18 protein-coding genes are annotated in these 15,721 nt (G+C 39.5%); 12 read left to right on the top strand and 6 right to left on the bottom strand.

What is annotated here, in order from left to right; genetic code table 11:
* Positions 1 to 477: a cytochrome c oxidase subunit II gene (locus Q1B03_RS02570; protein ID WP_299737873.1), complete on the bottom strand. Its 477-nt coding sequence runs from the start codon at positions 475 to 477 to the stop codon at positions 1 to 3.
* Positions 478 to 1,071: 594 nt separating this feature from the next.
* Between Q1B03_RS02570 and Q1B03_RS02560 the strand changes: the two genes are divergently transcribed.
* The 7 genes from Q1B03_RS02560 (at position 1,072) to Q1B03_RS02525 (ending at position 9,799) form a co-directional block, all read left to right on the top strand.
* A complete protein-coding gene (locus Q1B03_RS02560) occupies positions 1,072 to 1,842 on the top strand; it encodes an SDR family NAD(P)-dependent oxidoreductase (protein ID WP_299737860.1) in 771 nt (256 codons plus the stop codon).
* Between the two features lie 208 nt (positions 1,843 to 2,050).
* Entirely contained in the window at positions 2,051 to 3,121 is a 1,071-nt protein-coding gene (locus tag Q1B03_RS02555) for a type III polyketide synthase (protein WP_299737858.1), read from the top strand.
* On the top strand, positions 3,118 to 3,687 hold the full coding sequence (locus tag Q1B03_RS02550; RefSeq protein ID WP_299737856.1) for an isoprenylcysteine carboxyl methyltransferase family protein: 570 nt from the start codon (positions 3,118 to 3,120) through the stop codon (positions 3,685 to 3,687). The genes Q1B03_RS02555 and Q1B03_RS02550 overlap by 4 nt, the downstream gene beginning before the upstream one ends.
* A gap of 94 nt (positions 3,688 to 3,781) precedes the next feature.
* A complete protein-coding gene (locus tag Q1B03_RS02545; RefSeq protein ID WP_299737854.1) occupies positions 3,782 to 3,952 on the top strand; it encodes a hypothetical protein in 171 nt (56 codons plus the stop codon).
* A gap of 183 nt (positions 3,953 to 4,135) precedes the next feature.
* Positions 4,136 to 7,753, top strand: a complete 3,618-nt coding sequence (locus Q1B03_RS02540) for a dynamin family protein (protein WP_299737852.1) — start codon at positions 4,136 to 4,138, stop codon at positions 7,751 to 7,753.
* 199 nt (positions 7,754 to 7,952) lie between these two features.
* Complete coding sequence (locus Q1B03_RS02530) at positions 7,953 to 8,783, top strand: sulfurtransferase (RefSeq protein ID WP_299737848.1); 831 nt, start codon at positions 7,953 to 7,955, stop codon at positions 8,781 to 8,783.
* 116 nt (positions 8,784 to 8,899) lie between these two features.
* Positions 8,900 to 9,799 (top strand): 5'-3' exonuclease, encoded by a 900-nt coding sequence (locus Q1B03_RS02525; protein WP_299737846.1) that lies wholly within the window; start codon positions 8,900 to 8,902, stop codon positions 9,797 to 9,799.
* A gap of 59 nt (positions 9,800 to 9,858) precedes the next feature.
* On the opposite strand, the gene Q1B03_RS02520 is transcribed toward Q1B03_RS02525, so the two are convergent.
* Positions 9,859 to 9,996, bottom strand: coding sequence for a small, acid-soluble spore protein L (locus Q1B03_RS02520; protein WP_299737844.1), 138 nt, complete (start codon positions 9,994 to 9,996; stop codon positions 9,859 to 9,861).
* A 107-nt stretch (positions 9,997 to 10,103) separates the two neighbouring features.
* On the opposite strand from Q1B03_RS02520, the gene Q1B03_RS02515 reads away from it, so the two are divergent.
* Together Q1B03_RS02515 and Q1B03_RS02510 are read left to right on the top strand one after the other, a co-directional pair.
* Positions 10,104 to 10,592 (top strand): divergent PAP2 family protein, encoded by a 489-nt coding sequence (locus Q1B03_RS02515; RefSeq protein ID WP_299737842.1) that lies wholly within the window; start codon positions 10,104 to 10,106, stop codon positions 10,590 to 10,592.
* 34 nt (positions 10,593 to 10,626) lie between these two features.
* A complete protein-coding gene (locus tag Q1B03_RS02510; RefSeq protein ID WP_299737841.1) occupies positions 10,627 to 10,893 on the top strand; it encodes a DUF6123 family protein in 267 nt (88 codons plus the stop codon).
* Positions 10,894 to 10,992: 99 nt separating this feature from the next.
* On the opposite strand, the gene Q1B03_RS02505 is transcribed toward Q1B03_RS02510, so the two are convergent.
* The 3 genes from Q1B03_RS02505 to Q1B03_RS02495 form a co-directional block, all read right to left on the bottom strand.
* Positions 10,993 to 11,904 carry a DMT family transporter gene (locus tag Q1B03_RS02505; RefSeq protein ID WP_299737839.1) on the bottom strand — a complete coding sequence of 304 codons (912 nt, stop codon included), beginning with the start codon at positions 11,902 to 11,904 and terminating at the stop codon, positions 10,993 to 10,995.
* A 12-nt stretch (positions 11,905 to 11,916) separates the two neighbouring features.
* On the bottom strand, positions 11,917 to 12,303 hold the full coding sequence (locus Q1B03_RS02500) for a reverse transcriptase-like protein (RefSeq protein ID WP_299737837.1): 387 nt from the start codon (positions 12,301 to 12,303) through the stop codon (positions 11,917 to 11,919).
* A gap of 138 nt (positions 12,304 to 12,441) precedes the next feature.
* On the bottom strand, positions 12,442 to 13,119 hold the full coding sequence (locus Q1B03_RS02495; protein WP_299737835.1) for a queuosine precursor transporter: 678 nt from the start codon (positions 13,117 to 13,119) through the stop codon (positions 12,442 to 12,444).
* A gap of 102 nt (positions 13,120 to 13,221) precedes the next feature.
* Here Q1B03_RS02495 and Q1B03_RS02490 point away from each other — a divergent pair, with 102 nt between their 5' ends.
* Positions 13,222 to 13,878, top strand: a complete 657-nt coding sequence (locus tag Q1B03_RS02490; protein ID WP_299737833.1) for a reverse transcriptase-like protein — start codon at positions 13,222 to 13,224, stop codon at positions 13,876 to 13,878.
* A gap of 72 nt (positions 13,879 to 13,950) precedes the next feature.
* Positions 13,951 to 14,127 carry a zinc-finger domain-containing protein gene (locus tag Q1B03_RS02485; RefSeq protein ID WP_299737831.1) on the top strand — a complete coding sequence of 59 codons (177 nt, stop codon included), beginning with the start codon at positions 13,951 to 13,953 and terminating at the stop codon, positions 14,125 to 14,127.
* 72 nt (positions 14,128 to 14,199) lie between these two features.
* Here the strand turns inward: Q1B03_RS02485 and cspD are convergent, their stop codons facing one another.
* Positions 14,200 to 14,400 carry a cold-shock protein CspD gene (gene cspD, locus Q1B03_RS02480; protein ID WP_034758543.1) on the bottom strand — a complete coding sequence of 67 codons (201 nt, stop codon included), beginning with the start codon at positions 14,398 to 14,400 and terminating at the stop codon, positions 14,200 to 14,202.
* 379 nt (positions 14,401 to 14,779) lie between these two features.
* Between cspD and Q1B03_RS02475 the strand changes: the two genes are divergently transcribed.
* Positions 14,780 to 15,715 (top strand): metal ABC transporter solute-binding protein, Zn/Mn family, encoded by a 936-nt coding sequence (locus tag Q1B03_RS02475; protein ID WP_299737825.1) that lies wholly within the window; start codon positions 14,780 to 14,782, stop codon positions 15,713 to 15,715.
* Positions 15,716 to 15,721: the final 6 nt, after the last annotated feature.

The raw sequence follows: 15,721 nt of genomic DNA, 5'->3' as shown, positions 1-15,721 counted from the left end.
TTAGTCCACCACCTTGATCATAGATTTCATTGTGTGGTGACCTACCCCACAATATTCATTACATACAACGAGAAATTCTCCTGTTTTGTCAAGGGTTGTTGTATATTCACTAACAAATCCAGGTTCAAGCATCATATTAATGTTTGTTCCTGCCACTTCAAATCCGTGAACAACATCTTTTGTTGTGGCGATGATTTTAAGTGTAGATCCTTTAGGTATTTCAATTTCCCCGGGCGTGTAGAGAAATGCTGATGCGACAAACACTAACTCGTAATCCCAATCCTTCCCTTCTACCTTCTTTAATCCCGGCTCGTTAAAGGGCGAGGTTTTATCCACTTGCTCGGGATTGACGTATGCTTTCGCGCTTGGAGGTTGATGTCCTTGATGAAAAGCACTGATTCCTAAAATAACTAAAAATAAGATAAGAGACCCTGTTCCTAACGTTAACCACCATTTTTCATAGCGATGCATGTGCATGTTAACCACTCCTTCAGAATTAAAAACGATTTAAAAATAGTAAGAATACTCCTAGCCAAGTAAGGACTAAAAAACCACCTAGGAACAGAACCGAAGTAAAAGTTCCTTTTAATGAAGTTGACTCTTCGACCTTAACCTCGGTTTTTTGATGTAATTCCGGTTTCGCCATTTATCTCATTCCTTCCATTCATTGGATGATTGATTTTGTTATCACTATCATAAAGGTGTAAACCCTTATGAATCTGTGATAAATGTCACAGGTTACGTGAAAAATTGTGAAATAAATGTGAAGTCAGAAATAAATAGGTCTTTCAATCGGTTCATTTGTCGGAACGACATGCATAGAGTATAGGAATGAAAATAAAGAGGGAGGAGGATATTTCGTGGAAAAATTTTATTGTAAGCATTGCTGTCAGATCTTTTCCGAGAAAACGGTTTGTCCTCAGTGTCAACTTCATGTAGATTCGAAAATCCACATTCATGTCCAGAACCAGGGGGACAAGAAGAAAACTCGTTAAAGCGTAAACCTTTTAGCAGTCAACATGACTGTGTTAATATATAGAAGATTCAAATAATGGGTAGGGTGGTGTGAAGATGTATTTACCTTCATTTTCATTAAAAGATAAACTGGCTGTTGTCTCTGGTGCCGGTCGTGGAATTGGACGAGCTCTCAGTATAGGTTTAGCAGAATCAGGAGCCGATGTTGTCCTGCTATCAAGGACGAGGGGCGATCTGGAAGAAACGGCCAGTGAAATTGAAAAGCTGGGAAGAAGGGCTTATATAATCCCGACGGATGTGACATCACGGGAAGAGATTCAAAAAGCGATTGCTTACATAGAAGATCAAAAACGTTCCATTGATATTTTAATTAATAATGCAGGAATGAATATTCGTTCCAGCGCCCTTGAGGTTACGGATGAAGAATGGCAAACGATCATGGATACAAATTTGAAATCTGCTTTTATGATGAGTCAGGAAGCAGGTAAACATATGAAGGAGAAGAATCAGGGGAAAATCATTAACATAGCGTCTGTAGCTGGACATGTTGCTTTACGTACAGGGGTTGTGTACGCTTCAACGAAAGCAGCCATGATTCAAATGACGAAGGTATTAGCCATGGAATGGGGAAAATACAATATTAATGTGAATAGTATCGGACCTTGGTATTTTAAAACGCCACTAACAAAAGAGCTATTGCAAAACGAAGAATATGTAAACGATATTTTGGCCGTAACACCCCTAAAGAGAATCGGTGAACTGGAGGAACTTGTAGGCCCTGCTGTTTTCCTTTCCTCGGATGCTTCGAATTATGTTACAGGCCAAACCCTTTTTGTGGACGGTGGAATGACGATTCAAGGTTTTTGAACTTCCGTACAACAAAGAGCTAACTTATTGCGGGTTAGCTCTTTGTATATGGTAAAGTGATTATCGAATCACAATAATCACCAATGGTATTCTTTTCGAATGAAGGCATATTCAGATGAATTTGAAGGACTATACATAATCTTGAATACATGTTTTGTGATTTTTTGGAAATGCTACCCTTACATGGAAGTGTAAGGAGTGTACGTATATGCCGAAAATTGTCTCAGTTGAAACCGAGATTCCCCCTGTGAAGATTACACAAAAAGAAGCGGCAGAATTTGCGAAACAATTGTTTTCGACAAGCTTTAAGAATATCGGACGTCTTCTCACCGTGTTTGAAAATGGTGAAATAGACAGTCGTTATTTCGTAAAAGATCTCGAATGGTTTTCTAGGGAGCATACCTTTCAAGAAAAAAATGATGAATTCATTCACCACGCAGTTGAATTAGGCAGCAAGGCTGTTAAGAAAATCCTATCCAATCATCAGATTACACTGGAGGACATTGATGCGATTTTTACGATTTCAACATCTGGCCTCGCAACACCAAGTCTAGAAGCGAGAATTATGAATCTTCTGCCATTCTCTTCTCATGTTAAACGAATTCCGATTTGGGGATTGGGATGTGCAGGGGGGGCAAGCGGGCTGTCACGGGCCTATGAGTACTGTTTAGCTTTTCCGAAAGCAAATGTTCTCGTCCTTTCCATTGAACTTTGTTCACTCACCTTTCAGCATGGGGATCGCTCAAAGAGCAATTTAATTGGAACGTCTCTTTTTGCGGATGGCGTTGCGTGTGCTGTTGTATGTGGTGATGAAAGCCCATTACTTGAAGGGATTTCCCACCCATTGCCATCCATTTTCGCCACTCAATCGACTCTCTTAGAGGATTCACTGGATGTAATGGGGTGGGAGGTAAAGAATAACGGTTTATATGTAGTGTTTTCAAAAGATATTCCCACACTGGTGAAGAATTGGCTCAGGCCGAATGTTGAGGGATTTATCAATGCAAATGATATCAGCCTTGAAGATATTAAGCATTTTGTGGCACATCCAGGAGGTAAGAAGGTCATTGAAGCCTATCAGGAAGCTTTAGGAATGGATGAAAGCATGACATCTGAATCAATGAAGGTCTTGAAAAACTATGGGAATATGTCATCTGTAACCATCTTGTATGTGCTGAAGGAATTTATGAATAAAGGCTGTGAGCGTGGAGATATAGGCTTGGGTACCGCTTTAGGGCCGGGGTTTAGTTCGGAACTGCTTTTGATGAGGTGGGAATGATGCTCTATTTCATTCTGTTTTTTTTCGTACTGATGATTCAGAGGCTTGTGGAGCTATTCATTGCCAAGTCAAATGAGAAGTGGATGAAGGAACAGGGGGCAAAAGAATATGGACAGGCTCATTATAAAATGATGGTGGCTATCCATATCGCATTCTTTGTTTCGTTGTTAATTGAAGGAGGGATCTTTCATACAGGGGTTAACCCCTATTGGCCAATCCTGTTGGCTGGCTTCATTCTCACTCAGCTCGGGAGAATTTGGGTGATTTCTTCACTGGGGAAGTATTGGAATACAAAAATCATCGTGCTTCCGAAAGCTGAAGTGGTTGCGAAAGGTCCTTATAAATATTTGAAGCATCCTAACTACCTTATTGTGACATTAGAATTCTTGATTGTTCCATTACTCTTTAATGCCTATTGGACCCTGTTTGTCTTTGCATTATTAAATCAATTCATTCTCTCTATTCGCATTCCGCTTGAGGAACATGCACTTCGAGATGAAACGAATTATGAAAGGATTCACCTTCATACAAAGGGCTGGATCCCCCTAATCAAGAAAGAAAAATAATTTTCTTATTGAAAATGATTATCGTTTTTGTTAAGATTCTAATTGAAGATGATAATTATTCTCAATTTTTCTTAACAAAAGGGTGGGGACAAATATGGTATGGTTTCTGATATTGTTTACTGTATTAGCGTATAGCTTCATGATGAAGCATGTTTTATCAAATGTAATGAAGGATTCAGCACAAGAGAAGAAAGTACCATCATACCAGACAAACTCAAAATCTTTTGTTCATTCAAACCTGATCGCAACTGACACAACACGATAAATACATAGTCCCCTTCTTCGGAAGAGGGCTTTTTATTTTGTCTTTTGCCTCTTTTGAAATCCCTGCATATACTAATACCGTTCTCAAATACCCCATGTTGATATGATTTCATAGAGAAATTGAGCTAAATACGATAAAATAAAAACGTTATCATTTTTCTGAAAACAGAAAGGAACTAGTTCAATGAGTCAGATAGAGCATAAAAGTACACAATTACATAATACATTGCAACAACTTACAGCCTACCACGATACTTTCCGTCACAACGGAGACGTAGAGCGGGCCGCAAAGGTAGAAAGATTAGCAGAGAAATTATACAACGATGAACTGATTTTAGCCTTCTGCGGCCACTTTTCGGCTGGAAAGTCTACAATGATTAATCACTTAATGGGGGAAGAAATCCTCCCGTCCAGTCCAATCCCAACCAGTGCGAATCTAGTAAAGGTTCACCATGCATCTACGGATTTTGCGAAAATTCATTATCATGATTCCCAGCCGTTATACTTCAAGGCGCCATATGAGTTCTCCACCATTAAGGACTTTTGTAAAAACGGTGAGGAAGTATACTCTGTAGAAATAGGGCGTAGCAAGAGTGAGATGCCAGAGGGTGTATCGGTTTTAGACACGCCTGGCGTAGACAGTACGGATGATGCCCACAGACTATCAACTGAATCCGCCATTCATCTCGCTGACGCCGTTTTTTACGTAATGGATTATAACCATGTTCAATCTCAGGTGAACTTTGAGTTCACAAAGGAAATGATCCGTCATGGAGTCAAGCTGTATCTCATTGTAAATCAGATTGATAAACACCAGGAAGAAGAATTAACATTCAGCGACTTTAAAGAAAGTGTTGAGAACTCGTTTGCTTCTTGGGGTGTTGTACCCAATGGAACGTTTTTTACAAGTCTAAAAGCTCCGCATCATCCTCATAATGATCTTGAAAAATTAGAGTCATTAATTGAAGAGCAGGTGAAACAGAAAAGTGAACTGATAGAGGACTCTGCAGAATCGGCTATTTCTCAATTACGATCTGAGCATGAGAAGTGGTATGAGGAAGAGCTTGAGAAAATCGAGGAAACAGGGAGAGACCTACTGACAGAGGAGGAGTGGAATAACAAAGACGCTCTTCTTCAAACTGAAAGAAGATTGATTGAAACTTTAGCAAAAAATAACGTAAAAGCGATTAAAGAACATTTTGAGGCAGAAAGAAGAGAAGTCCTTAAAAATGCGTATTTAATGCCGTTTGAAACGAGAGAATTAGCGAAAGATTTTCTGGAAAGCAGACAACCAGACTTTAAGGTAGGTTTTTTATTTTCAAAACAAAAGACAGAAGATGAAAAAGCGATCAGAATTCAGAAGTTTAAAGACGATGTAAATACCCGCATCGAATCTCAATTAGAATGGCATCTGAAGACACTGGGAAAAAACATGGTGAAAGAATACAGTCCTTCATCAGATCAACGAATGAAGTGGGATCAATTATCTCTGGAAGTGGATGAACCATTTCTTATTGATCTAATTAAATCAGGTGCGGGCATAACGAGTGATTACGTTCTACAATACTGTGATGATCTTTCTGAGGAAATAAAGGGGAAAGCCAGAAACTATACAAATGATTTGTTTGGAGACACTTTGAATGAAATTGAAAGCGCGTCTCGAGAAGAGAATTCAGTTTTAGAAGCTGAGCTTAATGAACTCCAAAAGAAAACGGGAGTCATTTATCAGTGGAACACATTATATGAAGAAAAGACCACTCAACTGCGAAAATTAATGAGTATTGAAATCGATCAAATACAGGCAGATTCTATTCTCCAACAATGGATTGTGAATTGGAAGGCAAGGTCGGAAGAGTATATTCTTGCAACTGACATGGAGTTGGATCAAAAAGAGACAATACGACGAACCAGGGAAAAGATTGTGACGGAGCCACGAAAAGAACAACAAGCTTCTATAGGAGGGGTTATCGAACGTTTAGATACGATGACCCATGTATTCAGGAAATACAATGGGTTTTCCAAGACAGCGGATCTATTAGAAGGAAAGAAAGAGCGCCTTTCCAATCAATCCTTCACGATTGCATTATTCGGTGCTTTTAGTGCGGGGAAATCATCATTTGCCAATGCACTATTAGGGAAGAAAATACTTCCTGTGAGCCCAAATCCGACAACTGCTTCGATCAATCGAATCAATCCGGTATCAGAAAGCGGTGAGCATGAGACTGCCCATGTACAAATCAAAACCTACGACCAACTATTTCAAGACATCGTTCATTCTCTTTCCTTTTTCAATCGCAGTGTCTCAACCCTCGATGAAGCAATGGTGATTGTACCTGCTTTAACGAGTGAAGGCAGTGGTAAGGAGAATGTACACCTTTCATTCCTGCAGGCTTTTTATAATGGTTATCCTGCCTTTAAAGAAAGTCTTGGAAAGACAAAAAAGGCCAATCTTGAAGAGTATAGAGGATTTGTAGCGGATGAATCTCAAGCTTGTTTTGTTGAGTCAATCGATCTCTATTTCGATTGTGATATTACAAGGCAGGGAATCACACTCGTCGATACACCAGGAGCAGATTCAATAAACGCAAGACATACAGGAGTAGCATTTGAATATATCAAAAATGCCGATGCGATACTATTTGTGACCTATTACAATCATGCATTTGCCAAGGCAGACCGGGAGTTCCTTATTCAATTGGGGCGAGTGAAGGATACATTTGAATTAGATAAAATGTTCTTTGTCGTAAACGCCATCGATCTTGCAAGTGATGAAGAAGAAAAGAATGAAGTGATTGACTATGTGGAAGCGCAGCTGATTCAATATGGCATTCGTTTTCCGAGGATCTTTGGAGTGTCTTCTCTCCAAGCTCTCAAGGAATCAGGTTCCCACAAGTCAGGAATGGACCTATTTAAGAAGGAATTCCAAACATTTATACAGAATGAATTAGTGAGCATGAGTATTGAGTCCGCTCTTAGTGAGTGGGATAGGGGATTGCAACGGTTTAAACAATATATTCATACGGCGTCAAGTGATAAAGCGTATAAGCAAGTACGCAAACAGGAGCTGAACGACGCGAAGGTAAAGGTTCGCTCACTAATCGATGCTAAATCTGTCCAGCCCCTGGAAATCGAAATGCAGCAAGAATCGAAGGAGCTTGTCTATTATGTAAAACAAAGGGTGTTCTTCCGGGTATCCGACCTTTATAAAGAAGCCTTTCATTCAGGATTATTTCTGCAATACTCCAACCAGTCCCTAGCGATAAGAGAAGGGTTAAAGGAATTTCTATCGAGTATCGGATTTGATTTGGCTCAGGAAATGAGGGCCACTTCTCTTCGCATCCAGCAGTTCATTCATAAACAACTCAACGAACAATGGATCGCCCTTGAAGAATTGATTGAACAGGTGGAGAAAGAACTAGTATTATCTCCACAAGATTACAAAAACGAAAGCACCATTGAATTTGAGAACGCATTTAAACAAATAGAGCTGCGACTATTCGAAGAAGCCTTTTCTTCATTTAAAAATCCAAAGCATTTCTTTGAAAAAGGCGGGAAAAAAATTGTTCAGGAAAAATTGGAAGCACTACTACAAAAACCTGCAGATAGCTATTTAGAACATGAACAGTTACGCATGGAATCATGGGGTGCTTCGTATTTAGAAAGAGAATTCGACATGCTGAAAAAAGAAATGTTGACCCAGGTGATGGAGCAGATCAATTCCAATTTAGACGCTTTAGAGACAGTTCAGGACCTCCACAAACTAAAACAGGATTTGGAGCGTCTCGATCACATTCAAGCTTAAAGAAGAGAAGGAGGAGAAGCGTGGCGAATCCTTATCATTGCTGTGCTACATGTATTCACATTCGAGGAGTTAAAACTGATAAGAAGACCTCCTATTTTTGTTCCCGACTAGGCTATGAAACCAAAACCACTTATCAATTCTCTTGTTGGGAACCGAAAGAGGAAGTACTGACATTAATGAAGAAGAGGGGGATGATATCATGAAGGCAATCGTCGATACTGATTGGTTAAGAGAGCATATTCATGAAGAGAATCTAAGAGTCATTGATAGTCGTTTTTCTCTTGGAAACCCGTCAGAGGGGAGGGAGCGCTACAAAGAGAGTCATATTCCGGGAGCCGTATTTTTCGATTTGGAAAAGGATTTATCAGGATACGTGAAAAAGCATGGAGGGCGTCATCCTCTCCCGAATATGAAGAACTTTTTGCGCAAGGTCGAGGACTCCGGTATTGACAACGATACAACCGTTGTCATTTATGATGAAAAAGAAGGTGCCTTTTCTGGCCGATGCTGGTGGTTGTTCCAATACATCGGACACGAGAAGGTGTATATCTTAAATGGTGGATTTGCTGCTTGGAAAGAGGCTGGAGGGAAAACAGAATCAACCTCACCTGTGTATCCCCCAAAAAGTTATCGGCCAAGCTTTAATGAAGACATTGTAGCTTCTCTGGATGAGGTGAGGAGTATTGCAAGTGGGGATCAGAACATCCCTTTAATTGATTCACGGAGTAGAGAGAGATATTTGGGGCATGAAGAACCTATAGACCGCATTCCAGGTCATATTCCACGGGCCATCAACCTCCCCTGGACAGATGGTGTGAAGGGTGGTTATTTTATTCAAGGAGAAGAGCAGAATGAACGATTCTCTCACCTAAATAAAGCGGAGCAGGTAATTGTCTATTGCGGTTCCGGTGTAACGGCGACTCCGAATTTCATTGCTCTTAAAGAAGCTGGGTTTCATCATGTGAAGCTTTATGTTGGAAGCTACAGTGATTGGGTTTCCTATGAGGATCACAAGGTAGATAAGGAATAAAAGGGATAGCTAATTGGAAAAGGTTCATCACATTTCCAATTAGCTATTTATTTGTATATGTTATACTTTATAAATAAAGTGGCTAAATCGAGAATGAACGATGAGGAGTGTACGATTTGAATAATAAGAATGAGCATTTATTACTTATAGATGGAATGGCACTATTATTTCGATCTTTTTTTGCAACGGCCGTAACGGGTCAATTTATGATGAACTCAAGAGGACTTCCTACTAATGGAGTTCAGGGATTTATGAAGCACTTGTTAATGGCAGCGGATCATGTGAAGCCATCACATATCATTGTCTGCTGGGATATGGGGAGCCAGACATTCCGTAATGAAGTATTCAATGATTATAAATCCAATCGAAATGCACCACCCGTTGAACTGATTCCGCAATTTGATCTTGCAAAAGAGGTGGCAGAAGGTTTTAATCTTTCAAATGTAGGCGTAGTAGGGTATGAAGCAGATGATTGCATCGGTACTCTTGCCAAAATTCATCAAACCGAGCGCAAAGTATCCGTTCTCAGTGGTGACCAGGATCTCCTGCAGCTTTTGGATGACAATATCGATATTATGCTTCTGAAAAAAGGCTTTGGTAACTATCAAACCTATACGAAAGAGATTTTTGTGGAAGAAAGAGGAATTACTCCTCAACAGTTTATTGATGTGAAAGCATTAATGGGTGATACAAGCGATGGGTATCCAGGAGTTAAAGGAATCGGCGAGAAAACAGCTTTAAAGTTGATTCAACAATATAAGGATATTGCAGGTATTCTCGACAACTTGCACGAGTTAACCCCATCTCAACGAAAGAAGATTGAAGTCGATCTGGACATGCTTCATGTTTCAAGAAAGTTAGCCGAGATTCACTGCGAGGTGCCACTATCTGTTTCGGTAGAGGAAGCTCGTTGGAATAACGTAGCTCATGAAACACTCTCCCTTGTGGATGACTTAGAGTTGAAAGTGCTTAGAAGATATCTAGTAGGCTCTAATGTGATGGTTGCCTCAAGTTAACCTTTATTAGGAGTGTCAGGGATCGTTTTTAACCCTGACACTTTTTTAATGATGAAATGCTACTTCTTATTCGCTTTTTTAGCAGCATTTTCTAACTTGCTCTTCGGCTCCATGGCAAATTCAGCATCCTGGGAAATCCCTTGTGGATTTACACTATTAGCACTTTTACCTTTGTTTTTGTTGTTTCCTTTTGTCATGTCAAAACCCCTCCTTTAATGTGGTCATTATTATTTTGGCTATGTTCATTACAAATATCCCATGTGTAGAGAATTTTAGGACAAACTAGAGACAGGGAGGTGTAAGGGTGAATAAAGGGATAGTAACAGCGCTTATTAGTATAGCCCTCGCACAGGGGCTGAAGATTCCTCTGCATTTTTTGAAGAAGAAGGAATGGAAACCTGAGCTGTTTTTCCAGACAGGGGGAATGCCAAGTTCCCATAGTGCAGGGGTTTCCTCTTTAACAACATTCATTGCCTTAAAGAGGGGAGTCAGAACCATTGATTTTGCTCTTTCATTTATCTTTGGTCTCATCGTGATGTACGATGCCCAAGGAATTCGACGACAAACAGGTGAACTGACACTTAAAGTAAACAGTTTGGATGAGCTCGTTAGAAAAGCTCATGAAAAAGAAACGGTGGAATTCGAAGAGAAAAAGCCAAAAAGACTGAAAGAAATGCTGGGACATCAGCCTCAAGAAGTCGTTGGCGGTGCGTTACTCGGCTCATTTATGGGCTACATTGCCTTCCTGTTTTCGAAAAAGGATAGGCAAAAGAAAAAATTTTCTGTAAGATAAGAGATGACAAAGTGGCGATAAGGTGAGGAGAAACGTGAAAAAGACAACAGAAGAATTTCTCATAGATCTTGAAAACAAAGGCTTCAAATTTCAGGAAGACGCAATTGGCTTCATCTATTTCGGAAAAAAATATACAGATGCCCCGGATGAATTGGTCAATAGCGCCATTGAAATCACATTAAAAGCCCAAAAGCAATTCGATAGCAGTTTTTACATGTCCATATTAGAGAGACTCCATTCCCAACAAATCGCATCCCGAAAAGAAGCACTGAGGTGGATGGAGAAACAGGGCTTGGCATAGAAAAGAGACACGGGACCACCAAAAAGGATTGTTTCCTTTTTGGTGGTCTTTCCTAATACTCACCCCATAAAAAAAATAGGAGAGCCGGCAATCGGCCTCCTATTTCACTTCAACTGAATGATTTTTGTTCATTTTTTTTAACATCCATGCGAAGATTGGCAGCTCAGAAAAGAGCATCCCAATAACGATCAATCCGCTTCCTGCAATAGCCAGGGACCCCAATCGTTCTCCGATCCACAAATAGGAACAGATGGCGGCAAAAACAGGCTCCAAGGTGAATATGATCGCCACTCTTGAAGGCGTCGTATATCTTTGAGCATAGGTTTGAGTGATAAATGCCAATAAGGTAGCTAATAAAGAAGTAATCAGTAAAGCGGTGATCACTTCCTTATTGCCCAAAACGCCATTCAGCAGTAAAACCTTTGGGTCTTCAAACATAAATGCACACCCCATGGAGAGGATTCCCACCGTGCATAATTGCACCGTAGTTAAAAGCAGAAGGGAGGCTTTTTGGGTAAAAAAGTCTGTGTAAATAATATGCAGGGCAAATCCAAAAGCACAAATGAATACGTAGGCATCACCAATGTTAAATGCCTGGGAGTGACCAGCCATAAGCAGGTACAGCCCTATGGCGGCCAAGATAGATCCTGTAATAGCTCCTTTAGAAGGAGATCTTTTAAAGAAGATAAATAAAAAGAGTGGAACAATCACCACACTTAACCCTGTAACAAACCCGGCTTTAGAGGGGGTTGTGAAAACCAGGCCCATTGTTTGAAAGGCATATCCGATAAACAAAAAAGCTCCTAAAATGATACCGTACAAAATGGATCGCTTAACAAGCGGAGTTTTTTTGATAAACAGGACCATAGTCAAAGGGATAGCGGCCATTAGAAAACGAATCCCATTAAACATGAATGGGGGAAGGAATTCAATGGCCGATTGAACAACCACGAAGGTAGACCCCCATATAAAAGCAACACCGATCAAGGCGATATCAGCAATCCGAGCCAAACGAATCCTCCTCTAGTTCAGATGAATGGCTTTTCGGGCCAGCTCATCTGCAGCTTTATTTTCTTTACTGGGTATCCACTTTACGAAGAATAGCTCTATTTGCTTCGTCATGCCCAATATATCATGTAGCAACTGTTTATATTGAGTATTCCGAACAAACTCTTTCTCAATCGCATGAACGACTGCTTGAGAATCACTCTTCAGCCACACCGTATCAGCCTGTTTTTCTAAACAGATCTCTAGAGCTTTCTTGCATGCAATGAATTCTGCTTCATGATTATCCATGACTCCTAAAGGGATGGAGTGTTTTTCCACTTTCCCGTTGTTTTTAATAACTATTCCGGCTCCGCTTGGCCCAGGGTTACCAGCGCTTGCTCCATCAATATTCACTTCGATCATATGCGTTCACCTCAAAGTACATCTTTAGATTAATATTATAGTAGCATATAAAAGAGACCGTAGGGAGAACGAATTCTTAATTCATACCTCCAATAAAATAGCCGGGGGAAAACCAGTACACCCGGATTCAAATTACTATTACACATCTTTAGGAAATCGTTTTGCCAAATAACCAAATGGGGTATCAATAATGGATATGATCCATTTGAGGAGATAGGTAGTAATGAATATTTCAAACCAGACATCCACCGGATATTCTCCCAGAAAAGCGATACTTGTGAATACAAGAGTATCCAGAAGCTGACTCACCATTGTACTTCCGTTATTACGAATCCAAAACTGTGAATCTGAAGGGAACTTCCGCTTTAAATACGTAAAGATATACACGTCTGTTAATTGACTCACGAGGTAAGCGACTAAGCTTCCAAGAGCAATTCTTGGAATGATTCCAAAGATCGTAGCGAGAGATTCCTGTGCGAAATCTTCAGGATGTGGTTGAAATACTAATACGAGTTGCATAATAATAGTCATAACAATTAAAGTGAAGAACCCTAGCCACACCGCTTTCTGGGCTTCTTTTTTTCCGTATTTTTCGTTAAGGATGTCCGTTACTAAAAATGCCGTTCCGTACATGGCATTCCCTAAAGTAGCAGTCAAACCGAAAATTTCAATCGTTTTAACGACCTGTAAGTTAGCGAGTATCGTGGATATCCCTATCCATACAAACAGTCCGGTTCGTCCAAACATTCTATACATAATCAATAGTAAAGAGAATGTAATGAAAACGAAGATTAATCCAAACCATATATTAAACATATAAAGTCCTCCTAATGAACATGTGTAAATGAAACAATAGTCCTCATTATACAAATAAACGCAGAAATGAACAATCATATGAAAAAAAAGGAGCGTATGATTATGGAAATGAAACTTAAATTTAAATATGTAAGTAAAACAGCGTCAAATATATGGTTTGAATCAAACTACTTTCCAAGAAAAGAAACATTGATTCATATCGATGATTTGATGAAAACCGGTAGAGTCCATGAACTTGAAATCATAGATGAAATGGGGAATTCGTGGTCAAGAAAGGAATTTATCAAACTGAATCAGGAATTGGAAAAGGAACCAGAAAACATCGTTGTGTATTTCGACGGTGGGTTTGATAAGGAATCCCTCATTGCAGGTGCAGGGATAGTCATCTATTACGATAAAGGTGGGGAATCATTTAGAATTAGAAAAAATGAACTTCTCGAGGAAATGGAAAATAATAATGAAGCTGAATACGCAGCCTTACATATCGCCCTCGGATTACTAGATGAAATCGGCGTGAAAAGCGCACCTTGTACGATTTATGGAGATTCCCAGGTAGTTATAAAACAGTTGGAAGGGGAGTGGCCTTGTTATGAAGAGGGCTTGAGTCGGTGGCTCGATCGTATTGAAGCCCTGATCAAAAAGCTTCGATTGAAAATCACTTGGGTCGTGCTGAACAGAAAAGATAATAAAGAAGCGGATAAGTTGGCCAATCAAGCCTTACAAGGGACAAAGGTACACAGCAACAAACGAATAGAATAATATCGTTCCCTATTATATACTCTATAAATAATAATACACTGTAAGTCCTTGAACAAGCTTAGGAGTGATCACATGAATCGAAAAGAAGTGGTGGATAAAGTGGATGAGCTCATAGACACCTACTGTAGCGACTGCTTACTTAAAGCGCACTTTCGTAAAGAGTATGGTAAAACCTATGCTCATCGTTTTTGTATAGAAAAATGCACCATAGGAGAACAAATTCGAAATTACGGACAAAAATTAAATTGAAAAATAAAGGGCAGCAATTCTTAGGTTCACCTAAGAATTGCTGCCCTTTGGTATGCTATATTGTTCGAACGATTATAATTTAACTACGTTTGCTGCTTGAGGTCCACGATTTCCTTCAACAACGTCAAAAGAAACTTCTTGACCTTCTTCTAATGATTTGAATCCTTCACCTTGAATCGCTGAGAAGTGAACGAATACATCGTCTCCACCTTCAACTTCGATGAATCCAAATCCTTTTTCATTATTGAACCATTTCACTTTACCATTTTGCATTTTCGAATCCTCCTAAATCGTTCAAGCACGTGTGTGCCTCTGAAAAATATTTTTCACGAAATGATTGACTCTCATACGTTGGAAATAAGCATAAAAATCGTACACTTCAATGATGACTTTACTATACAATATGACGATTTTCGAGTCAACATTCCCTCCTATTTTTAGGGTGATTAAAGAATTTGGTTAATATGTATTGACAATTATTGAGTAAGGAAATAAAATTTGCACTAAGGAAACTTTTATTGCACTAAGGAAACTTTTATAGTCTTATAAAAAAGAAATTACTTGTGTAAAAAAAAGTGAACATATATAAGTTTCTTGAATAAGGTAGATGTAGTAGATATCAAAAAACATATGGGTAGAGAGGAGATCAAACATGAAAATAAGATTAATGGCTCTTGTCGGGATGATCATTATTTTAGCGGCAGGACTTATCCTATCAGGCTGTGGAGCAACTACCACTGGGACTAAAAACGATAAAATAGTCGTTACGACAACAATAGGGCAAATAGGGGATGCGGTTAAAAATATTGGAGGAGAGCATGTAGAGGTTCAAAGTTTAATGGGACCTGGTGTAGATCCTCACCTTTACAAAGCTAAACAGTCGGATATTGGTAAGCTTCAGGAAGCAGATATTATTTTCTATAGCGGTCTCCATTTAGAAGGGAAAATGCTTGAGATCTTCGAAAAAATGAACAATGAAAAACCGACTTATGCAATCGCTGATAGTATACCTAAAGATAAACTGCGTAAAGATCAGGCAGATAATACGGCGACAGACCCACATGTGTGGTTCGATATTGATTTATGGAAAATTGCATTGGAGCAAGTGCGGGACGGATTGATTGAGAAAGATCCTGAAAACAAAGAAGACTACATTCGAAATACTGAAAAATACTTTGCGGAATTAGATGAACTGAAAGCATATGCTTCGGAAGAAATGTCTAAGATTCCAGAAGAACAAAGAGTCCTTGTAACAGCTCACGATGCATTTAATTACTTCGGAGCAAAATACGATCTTCAAGTTATGGGATTACAAGGTCTGAGTACAGATGCTGAATATGGTTTAGCAGACGTGCAGTCTCTTGTCAATACATTGGTAGACAGAAACATAAAAGCTGTGTTTGTAGAATCAAGTATCTCTGAAAAATCGATCAACGCTGTTATAGCAGGGGCACAAGATAAAGGCCATGAAGTCGAAAAAGGCGGGGAATTATTCTCAGATGCTATGGGGAAAGAAGGAACAGAAGAAGGGACGTACATCGGTATGTATAAGCATAACGTTGATACAATTGTAGAGGGACTAAAGTAAGTCTAA

The organism is uncultured Rossellomorea sp. (assembly GCF_947488365.1).
In the GTDB taxonomy this organism is placed as follows: domain Bacteria; phylum Bacillota; class Bacilli; order Bacillales; family Bacillaceae_B; genus Rossellomorea.
This window is presented reverse-complemented; position numbering and strand designations above follow the sequence as displayed.

Coding starts and splice junctions, on each gene's coding strand:
- Q1B03_RS02570 (WP_299737873.1), bottom strand. CDS start 477: ATGCACATGCATCGCTATGAAAAATGGTGGTTAACGTTAGGAACAGGG.
- Q1B03_RS02520 (WP_299737844.1), bottom strand. CDS start 9,996: ATGACAAAAGGAAACAACAAAAACAAAGGTAAAAGTGCTAATAGTGTA.
- cspD (WP_034758543.1), bottom strand. CDS start 14,400: ATGCAAAATGGTAAAGTGAAATGGTTCAATAATGAAAAAGGATTTGGA.
- Q1B03_RS02495 (WP_299737835.1), bottom strand. CDS start 13,119: ATGTTTAATATATGGTTTGGATTAATCTTCGTTTTCATTACATTCTCT.
- Q1B03_RS02560 (WP_299737860.1), top strand. CDS start 1,072: ATGTATTTACCTTCATTTTCATTAAAAGATAAACTGGCTGTTGTCTCT.
- Q1B03_RS02555 (WP_299737858.1), top strand. CDS start 2,051: ATGCCGAAAATTGTCTCAGTTGAAACCGAGATTCCCCCTGTGAAGATT.
- Q1B03_RS02490 (WP_299737833.1), top strand. CDS start 13,222: ATGGAAATGAAACTTAAATTTAAATATGTAAGTAAAACAGCGTCAAAT.
- Q1B03_RS02545 (WP_299737854.1), top strand. CDS start 3,782: ATGGTATGGTTTCTGATATTGTTTACTGTATTAGCGTATAGCTTCATG.
- Q1B03_RS02530 (WP_299737848.1), top strand. CDS start 7,953: ATGAAGGCAATCGTCGATACTGATTGGTTAAGAGAGCATATTCATGAA.
- Q1B03_RS02475 (WP_299737825.1), top strand. CDS start 14,780: ATGAAAATAAGATTAATGGCTCTTGTCGGGATGATCATTATTTTAGCG.
- Q1B03_RS02485 (WP_299737831.1), top strand. CDS start 13,951: ATGAATCGAAAAGAAGTGGTGGATAAAGTGGATGAGCTCATAGACACC.
- Q1B03_RS02500 (WP_299737837.1), bottom strand. CDS start 12,303: ATGATCGAAGTGAATATTGATGGAGCAAGCGCTGGTAACCCTGGGCCA.
- Q1B03_RS02550 (WP_299737856.1), top strand. CDS start 3,118: ATGATGCTCTATTTCATTCTGTTTTTTTTCGTACTGATGATTCAGAGG.
- Q1B03_RS02540 (WP_299737852.1), top strand. CDS start 4,136: ATGAGTCAGATAGAGCATAAAAGTACACAATTACATAATACATTGCAA.